This window comes from Nocardia sp. NPDC057668, from assembly GCF_042799795.1.
In the GTDB taxonomy this organism is placed as follows: Bacteria; Actinomycetota; Actinomycetes; order Mycobacteriales; family Mycobacteriaceae; genus Nocardia.
In genome coordinates this window covers 856,965-874,871 of sequence record NZ_JBHVIC010000003.1, presented here as the reverse complement: position 1 = coordinate 874,871, position 17,907 = coordinate 856,965, and the positions used below count along the sequence as shown (strand labels likewise).

13 protein-coding genes and 1 pseudogene are annotated in these 17,907 nt (G+C 70.6%); 4 read left to right on the top strand and 10 right to left on the bottom strand.

Features of this window, described 5'->3' with window-relative positions:
* Positions 1–17: 17 nt before the first annotated feature.
* Positions 18–2,399, top strand: coding sequence for a beta-glucosidase (locus ACFVBH_RS22535; protein ID WP_379004068.1), 2,382 nt, complete (start codon positions 18–20; stop codon positions 2,397–2,399).
* A 66-nt stretch (positions 2,400–2,465) separates the two neighbouring features.
* Here the strand turns inward: ACFVBH_RS22535 and ACFVBH_RS22530 are convergent, their stop codons facing one another.
* The 8 genes from ACFVBH_RS22530 to ACFVBH_RS22495 all read right to left on the bottom strand — a co-directional run bounded on the left by ACFVBH_RS22530 (position 2,466) and on the right by ACFVBH_RS22495 (position 12,409).
* Positions 2,466–3,497 carry a phosphatidylinositol-specific phospholipase C gene (locus ACFVBH_RS22530; RefSeq protein WP_379004065.1) on the bottom strand — a complete coding sequence of 344 codons (1,032 nt, stop codon included), beginning with the start codon at positions 3,495–3,497 and terminating at the stop codon, positions 2,466–2,468.
* Positions 3,498–3,627: 130 nt separating this feature from the next.
* The gene (locus ACFVBH_RS22525; RefSeq protein WP_379004063.1) at positions 3,628–4,290 is read right to left on the bottom strand and encodes an FHA domain-containing protein; all 663 of its coding nucleotides are present in this window, start codon (positions 4,288–4,290) and stop codon (positions 3,628–3,630) included.
* Positions 4,290–5,582, bottom strand: coding sequence for a VWA domain-containing protein (locus ACFVBH_RS22520; protein ID WP_354984697.1), 1,293 nt, complete (start codon positions 5,580–5,582; stop codon positions 4,290–4,292). Before ACFVBH_RS22520 ends, ACFVBH_RS22525 begins: the two co-directional genes overlap by 1 nt.
* A complete protein-coding gene (locus ACFVBH_RS22515) occupies positions 5,579–6,691 on the bottom strand; it encodes a PP2C family protein-serine/threonine phosphatase (protein WP_379004061.1) in 1,113 nt (370 codons plus the stop codon). Before ACFVBH_RS22515 ends, ACFVBH_RS22520 begins: the two co-directional genes overlap by 4 nt.
* Positions 6,688–8,973 carry a tetratricopeptide repeat protein gene (locus ACFVBH_RS22510; RefSeq protein WP_354984695.1) on the bottom strand — a complete coding sequence of 762 codons (2,286 nt, stop codon included), beginning with the start codon at positions 8,971–8,973 and terminating at the stop codon, positions 6,688–6,690. The genes ACFVBH_RS22515 and ACFVBH_RS22510 overlap by 4 nt, the downstream gene beginning before the upstream one ends.
* Complete coding sequence (locus ACFVBH_RS22505; RefSeq protein WP_379004058.1) at positions 8,970–10,151, bottom strand: hypothetical protein; 1,182 nt, start codon at positions 10,149–10,151, stop codon at positions 8,970–8,972. Before ACFVBH_RS22505 ends, ACFVBH_RS22510 begins: the two co-directional genes overlap by 4 nt.
* A gap of 6 nt (positions 10,152–10,157) precedes the next feature.
* A complete protein-coding gene (locus ACFVBH_RS22500; protein ID WP_354984693.1) occupies positions 10,158–11,141 on the bottom strand; it encodes a glutamate ABC transporter substrate-binding protein in 984 nt (327 codons plus the stop codon).
* Positions 11,138–12,409, bottom strand: coding sequence for a hypothetical protein (locus tag ACFVBH_RS22495; RefSeq protein WP_379004055.1), 1,272 nt, complete (start codon positions 12,407–12,409; stop codon positions 11,138–11,140). Before ACFVBH_RS22495 ends, ACFVBH_RS22500 begins: the two co-directional genes overlap by 4 nt.
* A gap of 237 nt (positions 12,410–12,646) precedes the next feature.
* On the opposite strand from ACFVBH_RS22495, the gene ACFVBH_RS22490 reads away from it, so the two are divergent.
* The 3 genes and pseudogenes from ACFVBH_RS22490 to ACFVBH_RS22480 form a co-directional block, all read left to right on the top strand.
* On the top strand, positions 12,647–13,303 hold the full coding sequence (locus tag ACFVBH_RS22490) for a TetR/AcrR family transcriptional regulator (RefSeq protein ID WP_354984691.1): 657 nt from the start codon (positions 12,647–12,649) through the stop codon (positions 13,301–13,303).
* A gap of 159 nt (positions 13,304–13,462) precedes the next feature.
* Positions 13,463–14,515 (top strand): esterase/lipase family protein, encoded by a 1,053-nt coding sequence (locus ACFVBH_RS22485; protein WP_379004053.1) that lies wholly within the window; start codon positions 13,463–13,465, stop codon positions 14,513–14,515.
* 89 nt (positions 14,516–14,604) lie between these two features.
* Positions 14,605–15,729: pseudogene (locus ACFVBH_RS22480) on the top strand (lipase family protein); the annotation flags it as partial.
* A gap of 19 nt (positions 15,730–15,748) precedes the next feature.
* Here the strand turns inward: ACFVBH_RS22480 and ACFVBH_RS22475 are convergent.
* Together ACFVBH_RS22475 and ACFVBH_RS22470 are read right to left on the bottom strand one after the other, a co-directional pair.
* The gene (locus ACFVBH_RS22475) at positions 15,749–17,119 is read right to left on the bottom strand and encodes a helix-turn-helix domain-containing protein (protein WP_354991813.1); all 1,371 of its coding nucleotides are present in this window, start codon (positions 17,117–17,119) and stop codon (positions 15,749–15,751) included.
* A gap of 131 nt (positions 17,120–17,250) precedes the next feature.
* Complete coding sequence (locus ACFVBH_RS22470) at positions 17,251–17,754, bottom strand: L,D-transpeptidase (RefSeq protein ID WP_379004051.1); 504 nt, start codon at positions 17,752–17,754, stop codon at positions 17,251–17,253.
* Positions 17,755–17,907 lie beyond the last annotated feature (153 nt).

Here is a 17,907-nt window from a genome sequence, read left to right as displayed (position 1 = left end):
TTCTGAGAGGACACGGCATGAACGAGGTCATCGGCGACCTGCTCGCCAAGCTGGATCTGGAAGCCAAGGTGCGGCTGGTGTCCGGTTCGGGCGTCTTCCGGTTCGCGGGCGAGGAGAGCATCGGCCTGGCCGAGATGCCGGTGTCGGACGGCCCGTCCGGCGTGCGCGGCGAGCTGTGGGACGAGCGAGATCCGTCGGTGAGCCTGCCCTCGGGTACCGCGCTGGCCGCGACCTGGGACCGGGAACTGCTCGGCGAGATCGGCGGGCTCATCGCCGCGGAGGCACGGCGCAAGAACGTGTACGCGGTGCTCGGGCCGACGATCAATCTGCATCGGTCCCCGCTGGGCGGGCGCCACTTCGAATGCTTCTCCGAGGACCCGGTGCTCACCGGGGAGATGGCCGCGGCGTACGTGTCGGCCGTGCAGGCGCACGGGGTGAGCGCGTGCCCGAAACACTACGTGGCCAACGATTCCGAGACCGAGCGCTTCACCGCGGATGTCATCGCCGACGAGCGCACCCTGCGCGAGCTGTACCTGTACCCGTTCGAGCGCGCGGTCGGCGCGGGCGCGTGGATGATCATGGACGCCTACAACTCGGTCAACGGCGTCACCATGACCGAGAACCCTTTGCTGGCCGAGCCTTTGAAGGGCGAGTGGGGATTCGACGGCGTGGTGGTGTCGGACTGGACGGCGGTGCGCAGCACGGCCGGCGCGGCGGCGGGCACCGATATCGCCATGCCGGGGCCGTGGGAGCTGTGGGGCGCGCCGCTGCTGGCGGCCGTCCGCGCCGGGGAGGTGCCCGAGGCCGCGATCGACGAGAAGGTGCGGCGCATACTGCGTTTCGCCGTGCGGGTGGGTGCGCTGAACGGAACACCGACGGCTCCACCGGCGTTCACCGACGAGGCGGCGCAGCGGCTGGTGCGCGAGGCCGCAGCCAAGGCCATGGTGCTGGCCCGCAACGACGGCACGCTGCCGTTGGGCCCGTCCACCCGGGTCGCCCTGCTCGGCGCGGCAGCGGCCGAACCGCGTTTCATGGGCGGGGGCAGCGCCACGGTCATCCCGGGCCACACCACCGCACCGCTGGAAGGGCTTTCGGCGGTGCTGCCGGTGGAGTACACGCCCGGTGTGCACCTGAGCGATCACCTGATCCCGGTGCCCCTGACCCTGGTCACCGATCCCGAGACCGGCACGCCCGGGCTCTCGCTGCGCTACCTCGACGGTGATCGGGTGCTCGAGACCGAGCACCGCGCCGCGGGCAACCTCATGCTCTTCGGCAACCCGAACGCCGTGCGCGCCGACGCCTTCGAACTCACCGGTCGCCTGCGCGCCGATATGGCGGGGGAGTGGCGGATCGGCTTCGCGGGGGTGGGCGAGTTGCGCTTGGCGATCGACGGCGAGACGGTGCTCACCGAAACCGTGCTCCCCGAGGGCTCGGATCCGGTGGAACTGCTGTTGAATCCGCCGCAGCGCTTCGTGACCCGCGAACTGGCCGACGGGCAGGAGGTCGAGGTGCGCATCCGGCTCGCGCCCGCGACGGCGCAGGGACTGCCCGCCATGGGCATCACCTACGCGGTGGGCCGTCCGCGCCGGGCCGCCGACGAGGAGTTCGCGGCGGCGGTGGAACTGGCGCGCACCAGAGAGGTGGCCGTCGTGGTGGTCGGCACCACCGAACAGATCGAATCCGAGGGCTTCGACCGCAAGAATCTGGAACTGCCGGGACGGCAGAACGAACTGGTCGCCGCCGTCGCCGCGGTCAACCCGCGCACCATCGTCGTGGTGAATTCCGGTGCGCCGGTGGAAATGCCGTGGCGCGACGACGTCGCCGCGGTGCTGCTGACCTGGTTCCCGGGCCAGGAGTTCGGCGCGGCGCTGGCCGATGTGCTCACCGGTGCGGCCGAACCCGGCGGCCGGTTGCCCACCACCTGGCCCAAGGCGATGGCCGACGTGCCGGTGCTGGACACCAAGCCCGCCGCCGACAACACCCTGCCGTACACCGAGGGCATCCACATCGGCTACCGGGCCTGGCTGAAATCCGGTGTGGCCCCGGCCTATCCGTTCGGCCACGGCCTGGGCTACACCACGTGGGAACTGTCCGATCTCGCCGTGTCCGGCCGGACCGCGACCGTCACCGTGCGCAACACCGGCGATCGCCCGGGCCGCCAGGTGGTGCAGGCGTACCTGTCCCGCCCGGACAGCGCGGTGGATCGCCCGGTTCGCTGGCTCGCCGCCTTCACCGCGCTGATCGTCGCGCCCGGCGAATCCGCCACCGCCACCATCGAATTGCCGGCCCGGGCCTTCGAGAACTGGACCGAGACCGGCTGGTCCGTCGAACCGGGGACCTTCACCCTGCACATCGGGACCTCGGTCGAGGATCTGCCGCTGACGGCCGATATCGCCTGAGGTCGCCGGGGCGCGACGCCGGGTTCGCGGGGTTGGTCCGGGCCCGGTGCTCGCCCGCCGACGAGATCAGCCGAAGTTCTTCTCCAGCAGCAGGTCCACGATGTTGGGGAACAAATCCGGGAAGTCCATCGCGACGATGCCGTAATGCGCGGTGCGGGAGCGGTTCTCGGTGAGGTACCGCTCCACCTTCGGCAGGATCGCCTTGGCGTTGTCCTTGGGCCAGGCGTTGTCGGCGTAGCTCAGGAAGTTGATGTACTGCAGGGTGTTCTCCGGGTCGGCGGCGGCCTTGTCGAAACAGGCTCGCACGTGGTCGAACTTGTCACCGCCCGAGGACGCGGTGTCGCCGGAGCCGCTGGCCGAACCGCCGGCCGAGCCGCCCGCGGATCCGGAGTCCAGGCCCATGAGGCCCTTGCCCTTGTACCGGTCCTGCAGGTGGAAACGGCTGTCGGTGAAGGTGCCGTTGTCGCCGGCGGGCCAGCGCAGCGCGGGCAGGGCATTGGCGAACTGGGTGATCAGCACGATGCGGCCGCGCGCCTCGCCGAGGGTGGGCATCCGGTCGCCGATCCAGAACAGCGGGCGGTACCCCTTGGCATCGAGGTAGCCGTCGAAGATGCGGGCGAAATCCGCGCCGACGTCATTCTCGGTGCCGTCCTCCTTCTTGACCCGCATGACGAGCACCTCGTCGGAGCTCGCGGTCAGGAAGGTGCGGCAGCGGTTCAGGACGCCGTCGAAGGTGATGCCCTGATACGCGGGGCCGTGATAGAGGCCGAACGAATCGCCCATGTGGTCCTGCAGACCGTTCAGGCGGATATCGAGGAACCGGATGCCGTGCTCGAACTGGGCGGCCAGATCCCAGTTCTGGGTGTGCGCCCACTCGGTGCCGTTCGCGGGATCCACGCAGACCGAATCGTGGGTGCCCGGGATGGTCAGCCGCAGCATCGAGGTGCTGTCCGGCAGCGCCGACATCCAGGCCCGCGGTGTGCCGAGGGTGCGCTGCGACGGCGCGGCCTGCGCCCCCGAGACGGCGAGTCCGGTGGCGGCGGCGCCCGCGGCGGCGGCCACGGTGGCACGGACGAACTCTCGGCGAGTCAGCTTCATTCGGGTCCCTCGGTCTGCGAGCTTCGCACGCGAACGTGCGTATTCGAGCCGGGAGCCTAACTTGGACGTCGGACCAGCATGGTGGATTCGGTGGATTCTCGCCGCCGGGAATCCGGTCCGAGCACGCTGATCAGGATGGTTCGGTGGTGAGGGTGATGGTGGTCCAGCCGCCGACATGGATGCGATCACCCGGGCGCAGCGGGACGGCCGTGCGGGCCGGGATGGGCGTCGGGCTGTCGTTGACGCACGTGCCGTTGGTGGACCCCAGGTCGGTGACCGTCATCGCCGCCTCCGTCCGGCGCAGGATCGCGTGCGAGCGGGACACCGCGATATCGGCGGGGGCGATGGACAGGTCGATCTCCGGATTCACCCCCTGCGAGGTGCTGCGCTTGCCGATGAGAATGTCGCCCTCGGGCAACGGGATTCGGCGCGCGGGATAGTAGGCGGGGAAGTCCACGCGGTCCATGTCCGGCCCCTTCTGCGCGCGCATGCGCTGGAAATGCGCGGGATCGGCGGTGATGGTCGCCACCCACGCCGGTGCGGTATCCGGCGCGGGCCGGGGCGAGTCCACGGCGGGCGGTGGCGGAATCGGCGCGGCGGCAACCGGTTCCGGTGCGCCGAGCACCGAATCGAAGCCGCAATCCTCGCAGTAGCGGCCCTCCATCAGGGCCCCGCACCCCGGGCACTCGGTGACCTGCAGGGTGGTGGCCAGCGGTTCGGCGGCCATGGGCGAACCGCAGTAGTCGCAGTAGTCGGTGGCGACCGACTCGTGGCCCTCGGGACAGCTCGGCATTACTTGTCCGCCTCCCCGCGTACGCGAACGGTCTTGCGGGACCGCACGTTCAGTGCCATCTCATCGGCGGCGTCGACGCTCGAGCGCAGCCGCACGGTGCCGGTGCTCTCCTCCACCTCGACCACCGCCTTGAGCAGTTTGGCGGTGTTCTCGTTGCCGGATTCGCGGGCCAGCTCGACCGCGCGCTGCAGTTTGGCGGTGGCGACGGCGAGATCGCCGCGCTTGCGCGCCGCCAGACCCTCCTGCACGGCCTGGGCCAGCTCGGCCTGGCCGGTGTAGTGGGCCAGCCGGCGGCTGATCCGCGCGGACAGATCCGTGTCGGTCGTCCACACCGCCTTCACCAGGCCCTGGCCGATGACCTCGCCGTCGGCCACGACACTGACTCGGGCTGCGAGCTTTTCGCGCCCGGCCGGGGCGGGCTCCAGTTCCAGCTGGATGTGGTACCCGCGCTCCTCCGCGCCCCACGGCCCGAGCGGGTATTCCCCGATCTGCGCGGACGGTTCGGTGCGGCGTCCGGTGAAGTCCTCGAGGGTGGGATCGACCTGCTTGAGCAGTTTGACGCGCGCCCCCACGGGTGTCCACACCCGCAGGGTGAGCTCCGGAATCGCCTTGGCCAGTGAGGAATGCATCATGGCCGCGAAATCGGCGGCGAGCAGATCGGGCGTCTTGACGATGTCGACCGTGCCGTGCAGCGCGGCCGCGATGGCCTCCAGTTCGGCAGGCTCCCAATCGGTTCCGACGCCGCGGCAGTCACAGGTGAACAGGCCCTCCGAAGCGCGGATCTCCCCGGCCAGCCGCTCGGAGGTCTCGTGTTCGTTGCGGCCGTCGGTGAGCAGGATGGCGTGCACCATGGCGGTGGGATGGCGCTGGGCGATCATGCGGGACAGCCCGAGCCAGGTGCCCATGGCGGTGCCGCCGTGCGGATGCAGCTTGTCCAGCGCCAGCCGCGCCGCCTGACGGGTCGCGCGGTCGGCCACCGCGGTCGCGCCGTCACGCGGGTACACCACCTCGGCCTTGTCGGTGCCCTCGACGATGGCGAACCGGCAGCCGTCCGGCAGGACGTCCAGCGCCGCCAGGGTGGCGCGGCGCGCGCCGGGGAACTTGTCCGCCCCGGCCATGGAACCCGAGCAGTCGATGATCAGGATCTCCACGCGCTCCTGCGCGGGCGCGGCCACCATGAGATCGTCCGATGTCTCGACGCTGATGATCGCGTCGACGGTGCGCACCCCCTCGGCCAGATACTCGTTCTGGTCGATGAAGACCGAAAGGCCGGGTGTCTCTGCGGAACTCATGGTGCATCTCCTACTCGCTCGGAGAACGGAACGGGAACCAGTGCGACGGTGATGTTGTCCTTGCCGCCCGCCTGCAGCGCGTAGTCGACCAGTGCGCGGGACGCGGCCACCGGCGGCCCGCCGGTGGCTATGCGCGCCAGATCCGCGGGCTCGGGCAGGTAGTTCCACAGTCCGTCGCTGCACAGCAGCAGGACGCCGGGTTCGCCGATGTGGGTGGTGCGCACGCAGTCCGGGGACCAGCCGTGCCGCTCGTTGTCCGCGCCGAGCCAGCGGGTCAGCACGTGCGCGTGCGGCGCGCTCATCGCGGCGTTCTCGTCCATGGCCCCGGAGTTGACCAATTCCTGCGCGAGGGAGTCGTCCAGGGTGAGGCGCTGGGAGCCGGTGGGTTCGGACCGCAGCCAATAGGCCCGGCTGTCACCGACATTGGCGATGGTGACCCGCGCGCCGCCGAGGTCGTCGAACAGCACGAGCGCCGAGACATACGTGCAGGACGGGGCGCGGCCGTCGGGTGTGCCGATGTCGTGCACCGCTTTGCCGGCCGCGGTGAGCCCGGCCAGTACCGCCTCTTCGGCGGGGCGCGCGGCGGACAGCGCCGCCAGGGTCGCCTCGACCCCGGCGCGCACCGCGGCGCCCGAGGCCGCCTGCGGGTCCTCCGAACTCGACACCCCATCGCAGACGGCGATGACCACTCCGGCGGAGCCGCCGGCATCGGTCAGCCGCGCGGCCGCGACGGCGTCCTCGTTGTGCGCGTGGCTGTGCCCGCGATCGGTGACCACGCAGGTGATGCCGAGGTCGGCTTCGAAGCGATCGCGCACGCGCGGTCGCCGGCCGCAGCCCGCGCAGAAGCCGTCGGCGTCGAAAACGTCTCCGCCGCAGCCGTCGCAGGGTCCGGGGGCGGCGTCGTCGAAGGTGACGGTGGTGCCGGTCAGCGGCGCCGCGCCGCCCGCGAGCGCGGGTTCACCGGCGGGCAGGGTGACCGCGGCGGGCGCGAAGACACCGCCGTCGGGCGGCAGGGCGATGCGCTGCGGTACGAGTTCGCGGCCGCATTCCTCACAGAAGCGGTCGGTCTCGGCGGCGAAGGCGCCGCAGACCCCGCAGCGGGCGTTCACAGGGTGGTCCTGGGGCGGACGGTGTTGGCTTGTTCCACGAGGGCGATGCGCTCCCACATATCGTCGGTCTCCCGGGCCAGCTCCCGGTAGCAGCGTTCCAGTCCGGTCCGCACGCCCTGCTGATCGAGGGTCACCCCCAGCAGCGGCGCGGGATCCACGGGCGCCCGGCCCAGGCGCAGCCATTGCAGCGCCGCGTCGAGCACCCGCATACGTGCCTGTGCGGCACGACGTTTGGAGTCCAGGGTGAGGTGTTCGATCCGCGCCCCGGCATCGCGCAGCAGGGCCTCGGTGAGCTCGCCCGGGCGATCGACGGACAGCAGGGTATCGACCGCTGCCACCCCGGCCTCGGTGTGCACCGCCGAGGCGCGATCCACCTGATCGAGCACAGCGACCGCCCCGGCGCGATCGTGCACCGAGCGGCGCAGCCGCGCCGCGCCGAAGGCGGCGCTGGCGTAGGAGCGGTCGGTGCGCCACACCATCTCGTAGTACTGCGCCGAACGGCGCAGGGCCGGTTCGGGATCCGCGCCGTTGCCGTGCCGCGCCATCAACTCCGCGGTGACCGCGAGCGCGAGCTTGGGCGCGGGCTCACCGGGCAGCGCGGTGTACAGCGCGTCGAGTTCGCCCGCGGCGGCGGGCCAATCGCGCCGCAGCAGTAGCAGCTGACTGCGATACCAGGTCGGCCGCCAATCCCCGGCGAAGGAATCGTCGAGCTCGTTCAGCCGGCGTTCGGCGTCGGCGACGTCGCCGAACTCGAGCGCGGCGCGCAGCAATCGGAGCGGAATCTCCACCGACTCGTCTTTGCCGGTGATGACCGCCTTCAAACCCGCGGTGAGTTCGCGTTCGAGTTCGTCGGGCCGCACCGCGGTGGAACTTGCCAGCAGTGCCGCGCCGGTGTCGGCGGGATCGACCAGCGGGACCGGCAGCGCCGCGATGACGGCGGCGGGATCATCGGCCAGCGCGTCCCCGATACCGAAGACCGCGCGCGGTGGCCCGAAGCACGCCGACAGTCCCGGCCGAGCCTGGCCGTCCTCGGCGGCGAGCACCTCGCGCAACACCCCGGTGAGCTGGTCCGCCATCTCCTCCATGGAGCCGAAGCGGGCCTGCGGATCGTCGTGGGTCGCGCGCCGCAGGAAGCGGTACAGCGAATCGTGCCGGGCCAGCAGGGGTTCGGCGTCCGGGGTGGGCAGTGGGCCGAGCTTGCCGTCCACCTGCGGGATCTTCATCAGCAGGACCGCCAGGGTGCGCCCGACCGTGTAGCACTCCGAGGCGACGGTGGGTCCGGTGTGCGCGACCTCCGGGGCCTGGTAGCCCGGGGTGCCGTAGATGGCGCTGTGCTCGTCGTTCATGCTGATGACCGCGCCGAGGTCGATGAGGATCAGCTGTTCCTCGGCCTGCATCACGTTGTCCGGCTTGAAATCACAGTAGGCCAGCCCGCGCGAGTGCAGGTAGCCCAGCGCGGGCAGCATTTCCAGGACGTACGCGATGGCTTGGGCGGGCGGCAGATACGTGCCCTCGGATTCGCGCCGGCGCCGCAGCAGCTCCTTGAGCGAGGTGCCGCCGATGTAGTCCATGACGATGTACCCGACCGGTACACCGTCCGCGCCGATCTCCTCGGTGAAGTTGTGAATCGACACCACATTCGGATGCTTCACCCGGGACAGGAAGCGCCGTTCGGCCACCGCCGCGCGCATGGCGTCGGCGTCCCCGGTGTTGAGCAGGCCCTTGAGCACCACCGGCCGGAAGTCGAGCTTGTGATCGATGGCCAGGTAGATCCAGCCGAGGCCGCCGTGCGCCAGCGGGCCGAGCACCTCGTACTGGCCGCTGAGCAGTTCGCCGCGAACGAGCTTGGGCGTGAAGGAGAACCGGGTACCGCAGTTGCCGCAGAAGCCCTCGGGCCGCCCGGGCTTGTCGCCGCGACTGCGGCCCACCGGCTGATCGCACTGCCCGCAGTGGCGCTGGTTCTCCGGCACCACCGGATCGGCCATGACCGCGGAGGCCGGATCGATGGGCGCCACCGGCGGGATCTTGACCATGCCCGCGCCCAGTCTGCCCCGTCCGGCCTGTCCCGAACGCGAACTGCCCGTGCGCACCGAATGACTCGCGGACCAGGCGGTGCCGCCCGCGGTGACCGGGCCGGAGGCGGGGCCGAGGGTGCCGCTGTGCTGCACGGCGGTGGCGGGCCGGGGTGGCGCGGCGGGCTGCGGTGCGGGCGCGAATCCGCAGACGTCGCAATAGCCGTCCGGCCCGATGGTTCCGGTGCAATCCGGTTCGGTGCAAGTCACGGTCGTCTCCCGGATTTCTGCGCGATGAGTTGCCGATAGTCCGCGACGGCCCGCGTGCAGGCGGCGAGATCGCAGGGTCTGCGGGTGAGCAGGCCGGCGGCGATGCGGTCGGTGGCGAGCACGTCGCGGTCCTCGCCGACACCCAGGCGTGCGGCCTTGGCCCGGTACGCGGACAGTCGCCCGCGCAGCTCGGATCGCCGGTCCAGCAGGTTCAGCGCGAGTTCCTCGGACTCGGTGGCCGCGGCGATGGCCGCGGTGAGCCGTCGCCGCAGATCCAGCAGCAGCTCGGCGGGCGCGGCCGAATCGGCCGCCAGCGCGGTGATTTCGGCGGCGAGCGCGACGCTGTGATCGGCGGGGCGGGGGATCGGGCCGGCGAGAATCGTGCGCTCGACCGCGAGGCGTGCGAGGCCGGCGCGCTCGTGGGTCGCGCGCAAGGTGTCCACCCGCGCGCGCAGCCGGGCGATCGTGTCACCCCGGTCCCGGGTGATGGCCTCGATCTCGGCGCGCCGGGCGGTGAGATCATTTATCCGGGAGGCGATCTCGCCCAGCCGGTCGTCGAGCTCGGTCTTGGTCAGCGCCAGCGGGTCGGTGTCCGCGCGAGCGGCCAGCACGGCGATATCGGTTGCGCACGAGTGTGATTCGGGCAGCTCGGTGAGCGTGGCGATCTCGGCTCGCACCGGCGCGATCCGGCTCACGGCGCGCAGGTGCGCGCCCTCGATCGCGTCGAGCACCTCGACGATGCCCGGAAATCCGGCGCGCATCCGGGCCAGCAGGTCCCCGAACCCCGCGAACTCCACCAGTTCGGCGGGGCCGTCGAGTGCGCGCTGCGCCAGGGGAATCGGGACGCGCACGAGTTCCACCGGCTGTCCGCGCAACAGCCGGGTGAGTTCGGCGCGATCGCGGCTCTCGAGTCGCCGGCGCGCGCGGGCGGCGTGCACCCGGTCGAGCAGGTCCCGCAGGCGTCCGAAGTCCGCCCACAGCCCGTCCAGCGCCGTGTGCGCCGGAGCCCAGCGCTCGGCGGTGCGGCCGGTCGGCGGGCAGCGGCGCACCAGTTGCAGCCCGGTATGCCGGTCCAATTCCACCAGGGTGGTGGCGATGGCGTCGATTTCGCGTTCGCGCGCGCCGATGTCGTGGTCTATCTCGGCGGTGGTCAAGGTGCGGCCCGATGTCCCCGTCATGGCCGCTCAGTCGAGATATCGGGGCGCGGGCGGACCGGCGACGGGGTCGAGTTCGCCCGCCAGGTGTTTCTGGAAGAGCCGAGTCCAGGTGCCGTCGTTACGAATTCGCTCGAGTACGCCATTGACGAAACGCACGAGGTCGGTGTCCTTCTTCTGCACCCCGACCGCGTAATTGTCCGCGGCCAGCGACTCACCGACGATGTGCAGGTTCGGATCCTGCTTGCGCAGGCCCGCCAGAATGGGCATATCGGTGCTCGCCGCGTCGACCTGACCCTGTTGCAGCGCGGTCAGGCAATCGAGCCAATTGTTCATGCCGATCACCGTGGGCCGATTCGGCAGTTTGAAGATCGCTTCCAGGGTGGTGGTGCCACGCAGTGCGCACACCCGGCGGCCTTTCAGATCCGCGGCGGACTCGATGCCATTGCCCTTGACGGTGAGAATGCGCTGCTGGGTCGTGAAATAGATACTGGAGAACTCGATTTCGCGGCGGCGCTCACAGGTCGCGGAGAACGTCTGCACCACGAGGTCGACCTGGTTCTGGACCAGTGCGCTCACCCGATTCGCGGTATCGATGGGATGCAGCTCGACCCGGCCCGGATCCCCGAACAGGTCCTGGGAGATCTCCTTGGCGATATCGATGTCGAAACCCTCGAGCACGTTGGTCGCGGGATTGCGGACGCTGAACAGGAAGAGGTTCTGGTCGACCCCGACCCGCAGCTTGCCGCTCTCCACGATCGAGGCCATGGTCGAGCCCGCGGGCATCGCGCCCGAACGCGGCTGATTGACCGGGCGCAGACTCGCGGTGGGATCGCAGGTCGAGGGGGTGGTCGCCACCGGCGCAGCGGTGATCTCGGCGGCCCCCGGGGGGAGTCCGGGTCCAGGGTCCAGGATCAGGATCGGCGAGTCGGGCGCGTTGCCGCCGCAGGCCGCGGCGAGGGTGGCCGCGACGGCCAGCAGGGTCAGGCGAACTCGTGGGCGGCGTGTGCTCACAGGAACTCCTTCAACCGTGGCCAGACCCCGAGCACGACCGCGGCGGCCGCGGCGAACAGCAGGACCAGGGTGCCCTGCGGGGCCAGGATCAATGCGTCGCCCGCCGCGTCGACGCCGTCGCGCACCCGCTCGCGGGTCTGTTCGAGGTCGGTGCGCAATGCCTCGTCGAGGGCTGCGAAACGGGCTGCGGCGGAGTCTGTTCCGGCGCCGATGGAGCGCTGTACCGCCGCGTTGTACTCGTTGCCGCGATAGGAGGCGATCTGGGCGACGTGGCTGTCCTGCCAGCTGGAGAACGCCTGTGTCGCGGGCGAATCCGCGCTGAGTACCGAGAGCAGACTGTCGCGCAGGGCGGTGCTCATCTCGGCGTATCGGGTCTCGCTGGCGTCGACGTCGCCGCGGGTGACCAGCAGCAGCGTCTCCTCGGTGCGCGCCTGCTGCGCGAGAATCCGGGCCTTGGCGAGTGTTTCGAAGCGCGCGGTGGCGCCGTGGTTGCCGGTGTCGACGGCGGTGGTGGCCGCGATCGTGGCGCTCGCGATCCACAGCAGGGTCAGCGCCGCCGCCCCGCCGGCGGTGAGCACGCCGAGATTGACCCGGCGATTGGTGTGCCGCAGCAGCTCTCGGGAGCCGATCGCGCAGCCGATCAGCAGCAGCACCAGCAGGACGACGCCCAGCAGCGGCGGCCCGGAGATGACGCGCTGTTGTTCGTGCAGTGCGGCCAGCCGGGTTTGCTCGAGTTCCTGCGCCTTGCTGAGCAGGGTGTCCTGCATGAGTTCGGACGCCTGGCGCAGATACGCCGAGCCGACGGGCAAACCTTGGCGATTGTTCGCGCGGGCGGATTCGACCAGACCGGTGTAGGTGGGCAGATCGGCGGCGATGCGCGCCACGATCTCGCGGGTCCGCGAATCCGAGGCGCCCGCGGTGGCCTCGGCCAGTGCCGCGGCGGCGTCGGCGAGGGCCTGCCGGTATCGGGTGCGCACCTCGGTGGATTCGATTCCGCCGGACAGGAATGCGGCCGAGGCGGCCGCGTCCGCCGCCGAGAGCGCGACGTACAGGCGCTGGGCGGCATTCGCCAGCGGCTCGGTGTATTGCAACACCGTGTCGCGGCGAGTTCGTTTGTCACCGAACTCGTTCGCGCACACCAGCCCGGAAACCAGGCTCACTATCACCAGACCCACCACGACCAAGCCCATGCGGCCCGGCGCGGTACGCGCGAAACGCCGCAACCACCCCGCCCCGTCGCGGATTGTCGCCGGAAGACGACCCCTCACACCGTGCCCCCGTTCGACCGGCCCTTACTCCCCGTACGGCGATGGTACGGGAGGCTTTCGGTTGTGTCGATCGCATTCTGGGCGGTTGGATTTCGCTGGTAGCGTGCGATATTTCGCATCGGCGCCGGCCATTTATCGCAATGGGTATTCGCCATTTCGCGGCCGCGCACCGGCTCCGGAACCGGCCGAACCGGCGGCCGGACGCCGCCGCGTCCGCACAGGCCATATTCTGGGCGTGTGAGTGTGGATGCCATCGGGTCGGCCGGACCGCTGCCGCGTGGGCGGCACGGCCTGAGCCGGGAAGAAGTCGTCACCTCGCAGTATCAGCGGCTGTGCGGCGCGGTGCTGGAGGCGGTGGGTGAGCTGGGGTACGCGGCCACCACCGTCGCGGACATCGTGAGCCGCGCGCAGGTGGCCCGGCGCACCTTCTACGCGGTCTTCGGCGGCAAGGACGAGTGCTTCGCCGCGGCCTACGATCTCGCGGTGACCTCGGCCCTGGATCAGTTGCAGGCCACCGTCACGGGCATGGACGGCGTGCGCTGGGCCGATCGGGTGCGGTTCTCGTTCCAGATCTACCTGGGCATGCTCGCCATCCAGCCCGGCGCGGCCCGGGCGCTGTACGTCGAGACCCTGGCGGCCGGGCCGGGACTGGTCGCCCAGCGCGCCCAGGTGCACGAGAAGTTCGCCGACTACATCATGGCCGTGGCGCGGGTCGGGGTCCGCGACGGCGATCTCGCCGCGGAACCGGATCGGGAGATGGTGGACATGCTGCTGGGCGGCATCGACGATCGAGTGCGAGCCTGTCTGCATCAGCGCGGCGCGGCGGCGCTGCCGGAATTGACGGACCTGTTCACGCGCACCGCCATCGCCATCGCGGGCACCCCCGCGGCCTGACCGCTGTCCATCTCCACAACCGGCGGCCCGGCGCCGCCGGGCGGCGTTGTCATCTGACACAGCGCCCGTGACAGCGGTCACGCCATCGCCCTACGTTCGCAGACGAATTCGACGCGGAGTGTCGATTCACGCGATGTGGCGGGAGATTTGATGAGACCGATGAGCAGGACGCTGGGCGCCGCACTGTGCGCGGGTGTCACCGCGCTCGCTGTGCTGAGCGCGGGCGGTGTGGCCCGGGCCGATATCGGCACCGGCAGTGGATCCGGCAGCGACTCCGGTTCCGCGACGGCCAGCGTCGCGTCCGACGCGGTGGGCGAGGGACCGGAGGTGACGGCCTACCTGGCCGCCTTCGGATACGGGCTGACCCACCCGGACGCGGCCCCGCCCGGGGCGAACAGATGGAACTGCCGGCCCGGCGCGGAACACCCCCGCCCGGTGGTGCTGCTGCACGGCACCTGGATGAACGCCTACGACAGCTTCGCGTATCTGTCGCCGCGCATCGCACGGGCCGGATATTGCGTCTTCGCCTTCAACTACGGCCGCGAGAACCTGCTGACCGGCGGCGGCGTCGGGACGGTGCTGCCCGGCCGGCACGGGGTCGGGCCGATGGAGGACTCCGCGCGCCAGTTCGGGACGTTCGTGGACCGGGTGCTCGCGGCGACCGGGGCGAGCGCGGTCGACGTGGTGGCGCACTCGCAGGGCGGTCCGGTGGCGAGCCAGTACCTCAAATTCGAAGGGGGCGAAGGGAAGATAGGAAAGTTCATCTCCTTCGGCGCGACCAATCACGGCACCTCGCTCATGGGAATCGCGGCGCTCGGCCGGGCCATCAACAACCTCGGCCTGGACATCCTGGGCTTCTATCAGCCGATGCTCGGGCAGTCGAACATCCAACAGGTGGTGGGCTCGTCCTTCTACGCCCGGCTCAACGCGACCGGCGACACCGTCCCGGGGGTCGACTACACGGTGGTCGGGACCCGGCACGACGAGGTCTCCAACCCCTACCAGTGGACGTTCCTGCAGGCCGGGCCCGGCGCGACGGTCCGGAACATCACCCTGCAGGAGGGCTGCGAACAGGACCTCTCCGATCATCTGACTATGCTGTACTCCCCGCGGTCGGCGTCGATCGCGTTGCGGGCCTTGGGATCCGGGACTTCGCCGGAACTCGACTGCGCGTTCAATCCCTGGTTGATCGGTGGCGGCGGACAGCTCTGAGCTCGTCCGCCCCGGATCGCCGGGCCTTCCGTACTCCGCCGCCGGGCCGTCCGCCCGGCGGCGGGCGCCCCTGCCCGAGAGGAACCACCATGACCATCGGCGATTCGCTGGCCGAACCGCTGCTCCGGAACGACGCCGATCCGGACCCGGGCAGACCGCTGCTCCCGGACGCCGATCCGTTCTACCTGGCTCCGGAGGCGCTGGGAGCCTTCGCTCCCGGCGCCGTATTGCGCACGCGCGCGGTGCGATTGGCCCTGTTCGGGCTGATACCCCAGCGGGTGGCCGCGTGGCAGCTGCTCTACCGCACCACCGATCTGCGCGGCGCGCCCGAGGCGGCGGTGACCACGGTCCTGCTGCCCGCGGGCGCCGACCCGGGCGATCGCCCGCTGCTGTCGTTCCAGTGCGCCATCGACGCGGTGGCCCCGATGTGCTTCCCCTCCTACGCATTACGCCATCGCGCCCGGGCCGCGGGCTCGATTCCGCAGATCGAACTGCCGCTCATCATCAGTGCGCTGGAGCGGGGCTGGGTGGTCTCGGTGCCCGATCACGAAGGGGCCGGCGGTCATTTCGGGGCCGCGCGCGAACCCGGCCATCGCGCGCTCGACGCGGCCCGGGCCGCCCTGCGTTTCGCCCCGCTGGGTCTGCGGGCCGAGACCCGGGTCGGCCTGCTCGGCTATTCCGGGGGCGGGCTCGCCACCGCCTGGGCGGCCGAACTCGCCGCCGAGTACGCACCCGAACTCGACATCGCGGGCGCGGTCGCCGGTTCGCCGGTCGGGGATCCGGCAGCGGCGTTCGTGCGGCTGAACGGCTCACCCTTCGCGGGCTTCGCCATGGTCTTCACCGCCGCCCTGCGCCGTGCCTATCCGCAGCTGGAACCGGTTCTGCGCGAACATCTTTCGGCCGCGTATCTGCGCCTGCTCGAGCGCGCGGAGACCACCGCCACCTTCCCGCTGCTGGCCCGGTTCGCCGGGCGCGACGCCGAACGCCATGCCGGAGCGGGACTGGCGGCCATGCTCGCGCATCCGCACCTGCGCGCGGTGCTCGACGAGATCCGGCCCGGCGCGAAGGCTCCGGACATGCCGTTGCTGGTGGTTCAGGGGGTCAACGACGAGGTCATCGCCGTCGCCGACATCGACGCCCAGGTGCGGCGCTATCTCGATCTCGGCGCGGACGTGCGCTATATCCGCGATCGGCTGAGTATGCATCTGCCGCTGCAATTCCTGGCCGCGCCGCTCATGTTCGATTGGCTGGCGGACCGCTTCGCGCATCGTCCGCCGGACCCGGCCGGGATTCGGACGGTGTGGTCGGTGGCGCTGACCCGGCCGGCGCTGGCGGGGCATCTGGCCTTCGCCGCGACGCTGACGCGGATGGCGGCGGGTCGCCCGCCCCGGGCCGATCGTAGGACCGCGCCACCAGCGCCGAGCGCAGATACCACAGTCCCGAGGATTGGGCCGGATCGAAACCGGTGAGCAGCGCGATGCGCTTGAGCCGGTAGTCCACCGTATTGGCGTGCACCCCGAGCACCCGGGCGGTGCGCTTGCGATTGAGGTCGTTGGCGATGTGGCGGCGCAGGGTTTCCAGCAGTTCGGGGTGCTCGTCCAGCGGATCCAGTAGCGCGCCGAGGTATTCGCGCCCGGGACCCGGCCGGGTCAGCTGGTACTCCATGGCAAGGTCGTCGAAGTTGTAGAGTCCCGGTGCGCAACCGAGGCGGTGCACCAGATCCAGGAGCTCGTGCCCCTGGTCCGCGGCCGCGGGTATCGCCGCGGTCGCGGTGTGCAGGGCGATGGCGGTGATCGGCACCTGGGCCGCGACGGACAGTGCGAGCACGAGTGATTCGAGATCTGCTGCGACGATGGCGGATTGGGGCAGCAGCACGGTGCCGCCGTCGGTGCCTAGCAGCGCCAGCGCGCGCCCGGCGCAACGATCGGCGAGCTCGGACTGCAGTCGGCGCAGCTTGCGCCGGGCCACGACCTTGGGATCGGTGGCCGGATCGGATTCCCCGACGTGCGCCGGAATGCCGAGCGCCAGTACGTGATACGCCTCGTCGATCTCCACCCCGCCGGCCCGTGCCATGGTCGCGGCCGAATGCCCGGCCAGCAGCGCCGAGGTGACGGTGTGCACGGCGCTGTGATGTTCGGCCGCCACCGCCCGGTGCTCGCGCACGTACGCGACCGCGAACGCGGTGCCGACCATGGCCTGCACCTCCATGAGGCGGCGGGCCGTCTCCGCTATGCGGTCGTATTGTTCCGGGCCCGCGGAGTCCACGATGAGATCGAAGCCGAGGGCGAAACCGTCGTGTACCGCACGGTGAATGGTGCCGATCGGAATGCCCTCGCGCGCCCAGTCGGCGCCCGCGCGGCGCAGGCGTTCGAGTTTGGCGCCGCCGTCGCGGCCCTCGAGCACCGCGGCCGCGAGTTCGAGGCAGGTGCGGGTCACCGCGGTGACATCGCCGCGCAGGGCGTCGCCGGGCAGCGTGCCGCAGGGCGCCACGTGTTCGGCGAAATGCGTGACGAGCGTGCGGGACAGGGTGCGAGCATCGTGTAGAGGAGTCGAAATGGCGGTCGCGGCAACCCGTTCCGGCACGGCGGTGGTCGATCTCGTCATCTACGGCTCCACACTTCGATCAGGGAACGCTAGCGTTCCTACTGGTGCGTAACTGTAATGGCGGTCACCGTGCACGGCAAGGGAAAGCCCCCTCCCGGCGAGCGGAAGGGGGCGGGTGCGCGAGTGCCGGGTTAGACCACGACCTCGACGACGTCACCGGTATTGAGATGCTGGAAGAATTCCTTCGCCCCATCCGGTGTCATGCGAATACAGCCGTGCGACTGCTTGTCCACGGGACCGATGTGAAAAGCGATGTCGCCGTTGAAGAAGATGGCGTATTCCATCGGCGCGTGATGCATGGTGCTCCAATGGAACGCCCGCTTGAATGCCACATTGAACACGCCCGGCGGTGTTTCGAAACCGGGCATTCCATGTGAAATGGGCGTGGGACCGAAAACAACCTGGCCCTTGTCCATCAGCCAGGCCTCATTCGTGCTCAGCCGCAAGCACGCCCGCGCCTTCTCCGAGCACGGCGCGGTGACCGGCACGGTGGGAACGATCGCGGGCACGCCCGGAACCTCCGGCCCGCCGGGCCACAGCGGCTCGGCCTGCGCGGGAGCCGCCACCAGACCGGCGGACGCGACACCGGCCAGGACGGCCGTGCGGGCCGCCAGGCCGAGGGAACGCTTGCTCATCATCGAGTCGTCTGACCTCTCTAGCCTTGCCCGCCACCCTGTTCGATGGAACTGCCGATCAGGGCGGCGGGACAATTACATGGGCACGAGCATTGGGACCACCTGGCGGTACCACGGGACCATTCTGCGGGCTCGATTCGGAAATTCGCGGGA

What these genes read in the sequence shown, in the direction of transcription:
- ACFVBH_RS22505 (WP_379004058.1), bottom strand. Translation starts at nt 10,151, where the DNA reads ATGACGGGGACATCGGGCCGCACCTTGACCACCGCCGAGATAGACCAC.
- ACFVBH_RS22530 (WP_379004065.1), bottom strand. Translation starts at nt 3,497, where the DNA reads ATGAAGCTGACTCGCCGAGAGTTCGTCCGTGCCACCGTGGCCGCCGCC.
- ACFVBH_RS22525 (WP_379004063.1), bottom strand. Translation starts at nt 4,290, where the DNA reads ATGCCGAGCTGTCCCGAGGGCCACGAGTCGGTCGCCACCGACTACTGC.
- ACFVBH_RS22520 (WP_354984697.1), bottom strand. Translation starts at nt 5,582, where the DNA reads ATGAGTTCCGCAGAGACACCCGGCCTTTCGGTCTTCATCGACCAGAAC.
- ACFVBH_RS22485 (WP_379004053.1), top strand. Translation starts at nt 13,463, where the DNA reads ATGAGCAGGACGCTGGGCGCCGCACTGTGCGCGGGTGTCACCGCGCTC.
- ACFVBH_RS22475 (WP_354991813.1), bottom strand. Translation starts at nt 17,119, where the DNA reads ATGACGAGATCGACCACCGCCGTGCCGGAACGGGTTGCCGCGACCGCC.
- ACFVBH_RS22535 (WP_379004068.1), top strand. Translation starts at nt 18, where the DNA reads ATGAACGAGGTCATCGGCGACCTGCTCGCCAAGCTGGATCTGGAAGCC.
- ACFVBH_RS22470 (WP_379004051.1), bottom strand. Translation starts at nt 17,754, where the DNA reads ATGAGCAAGCGTTCCCTCGGCCTGGCGGCCCGCACGGCCGTCCTGGCC.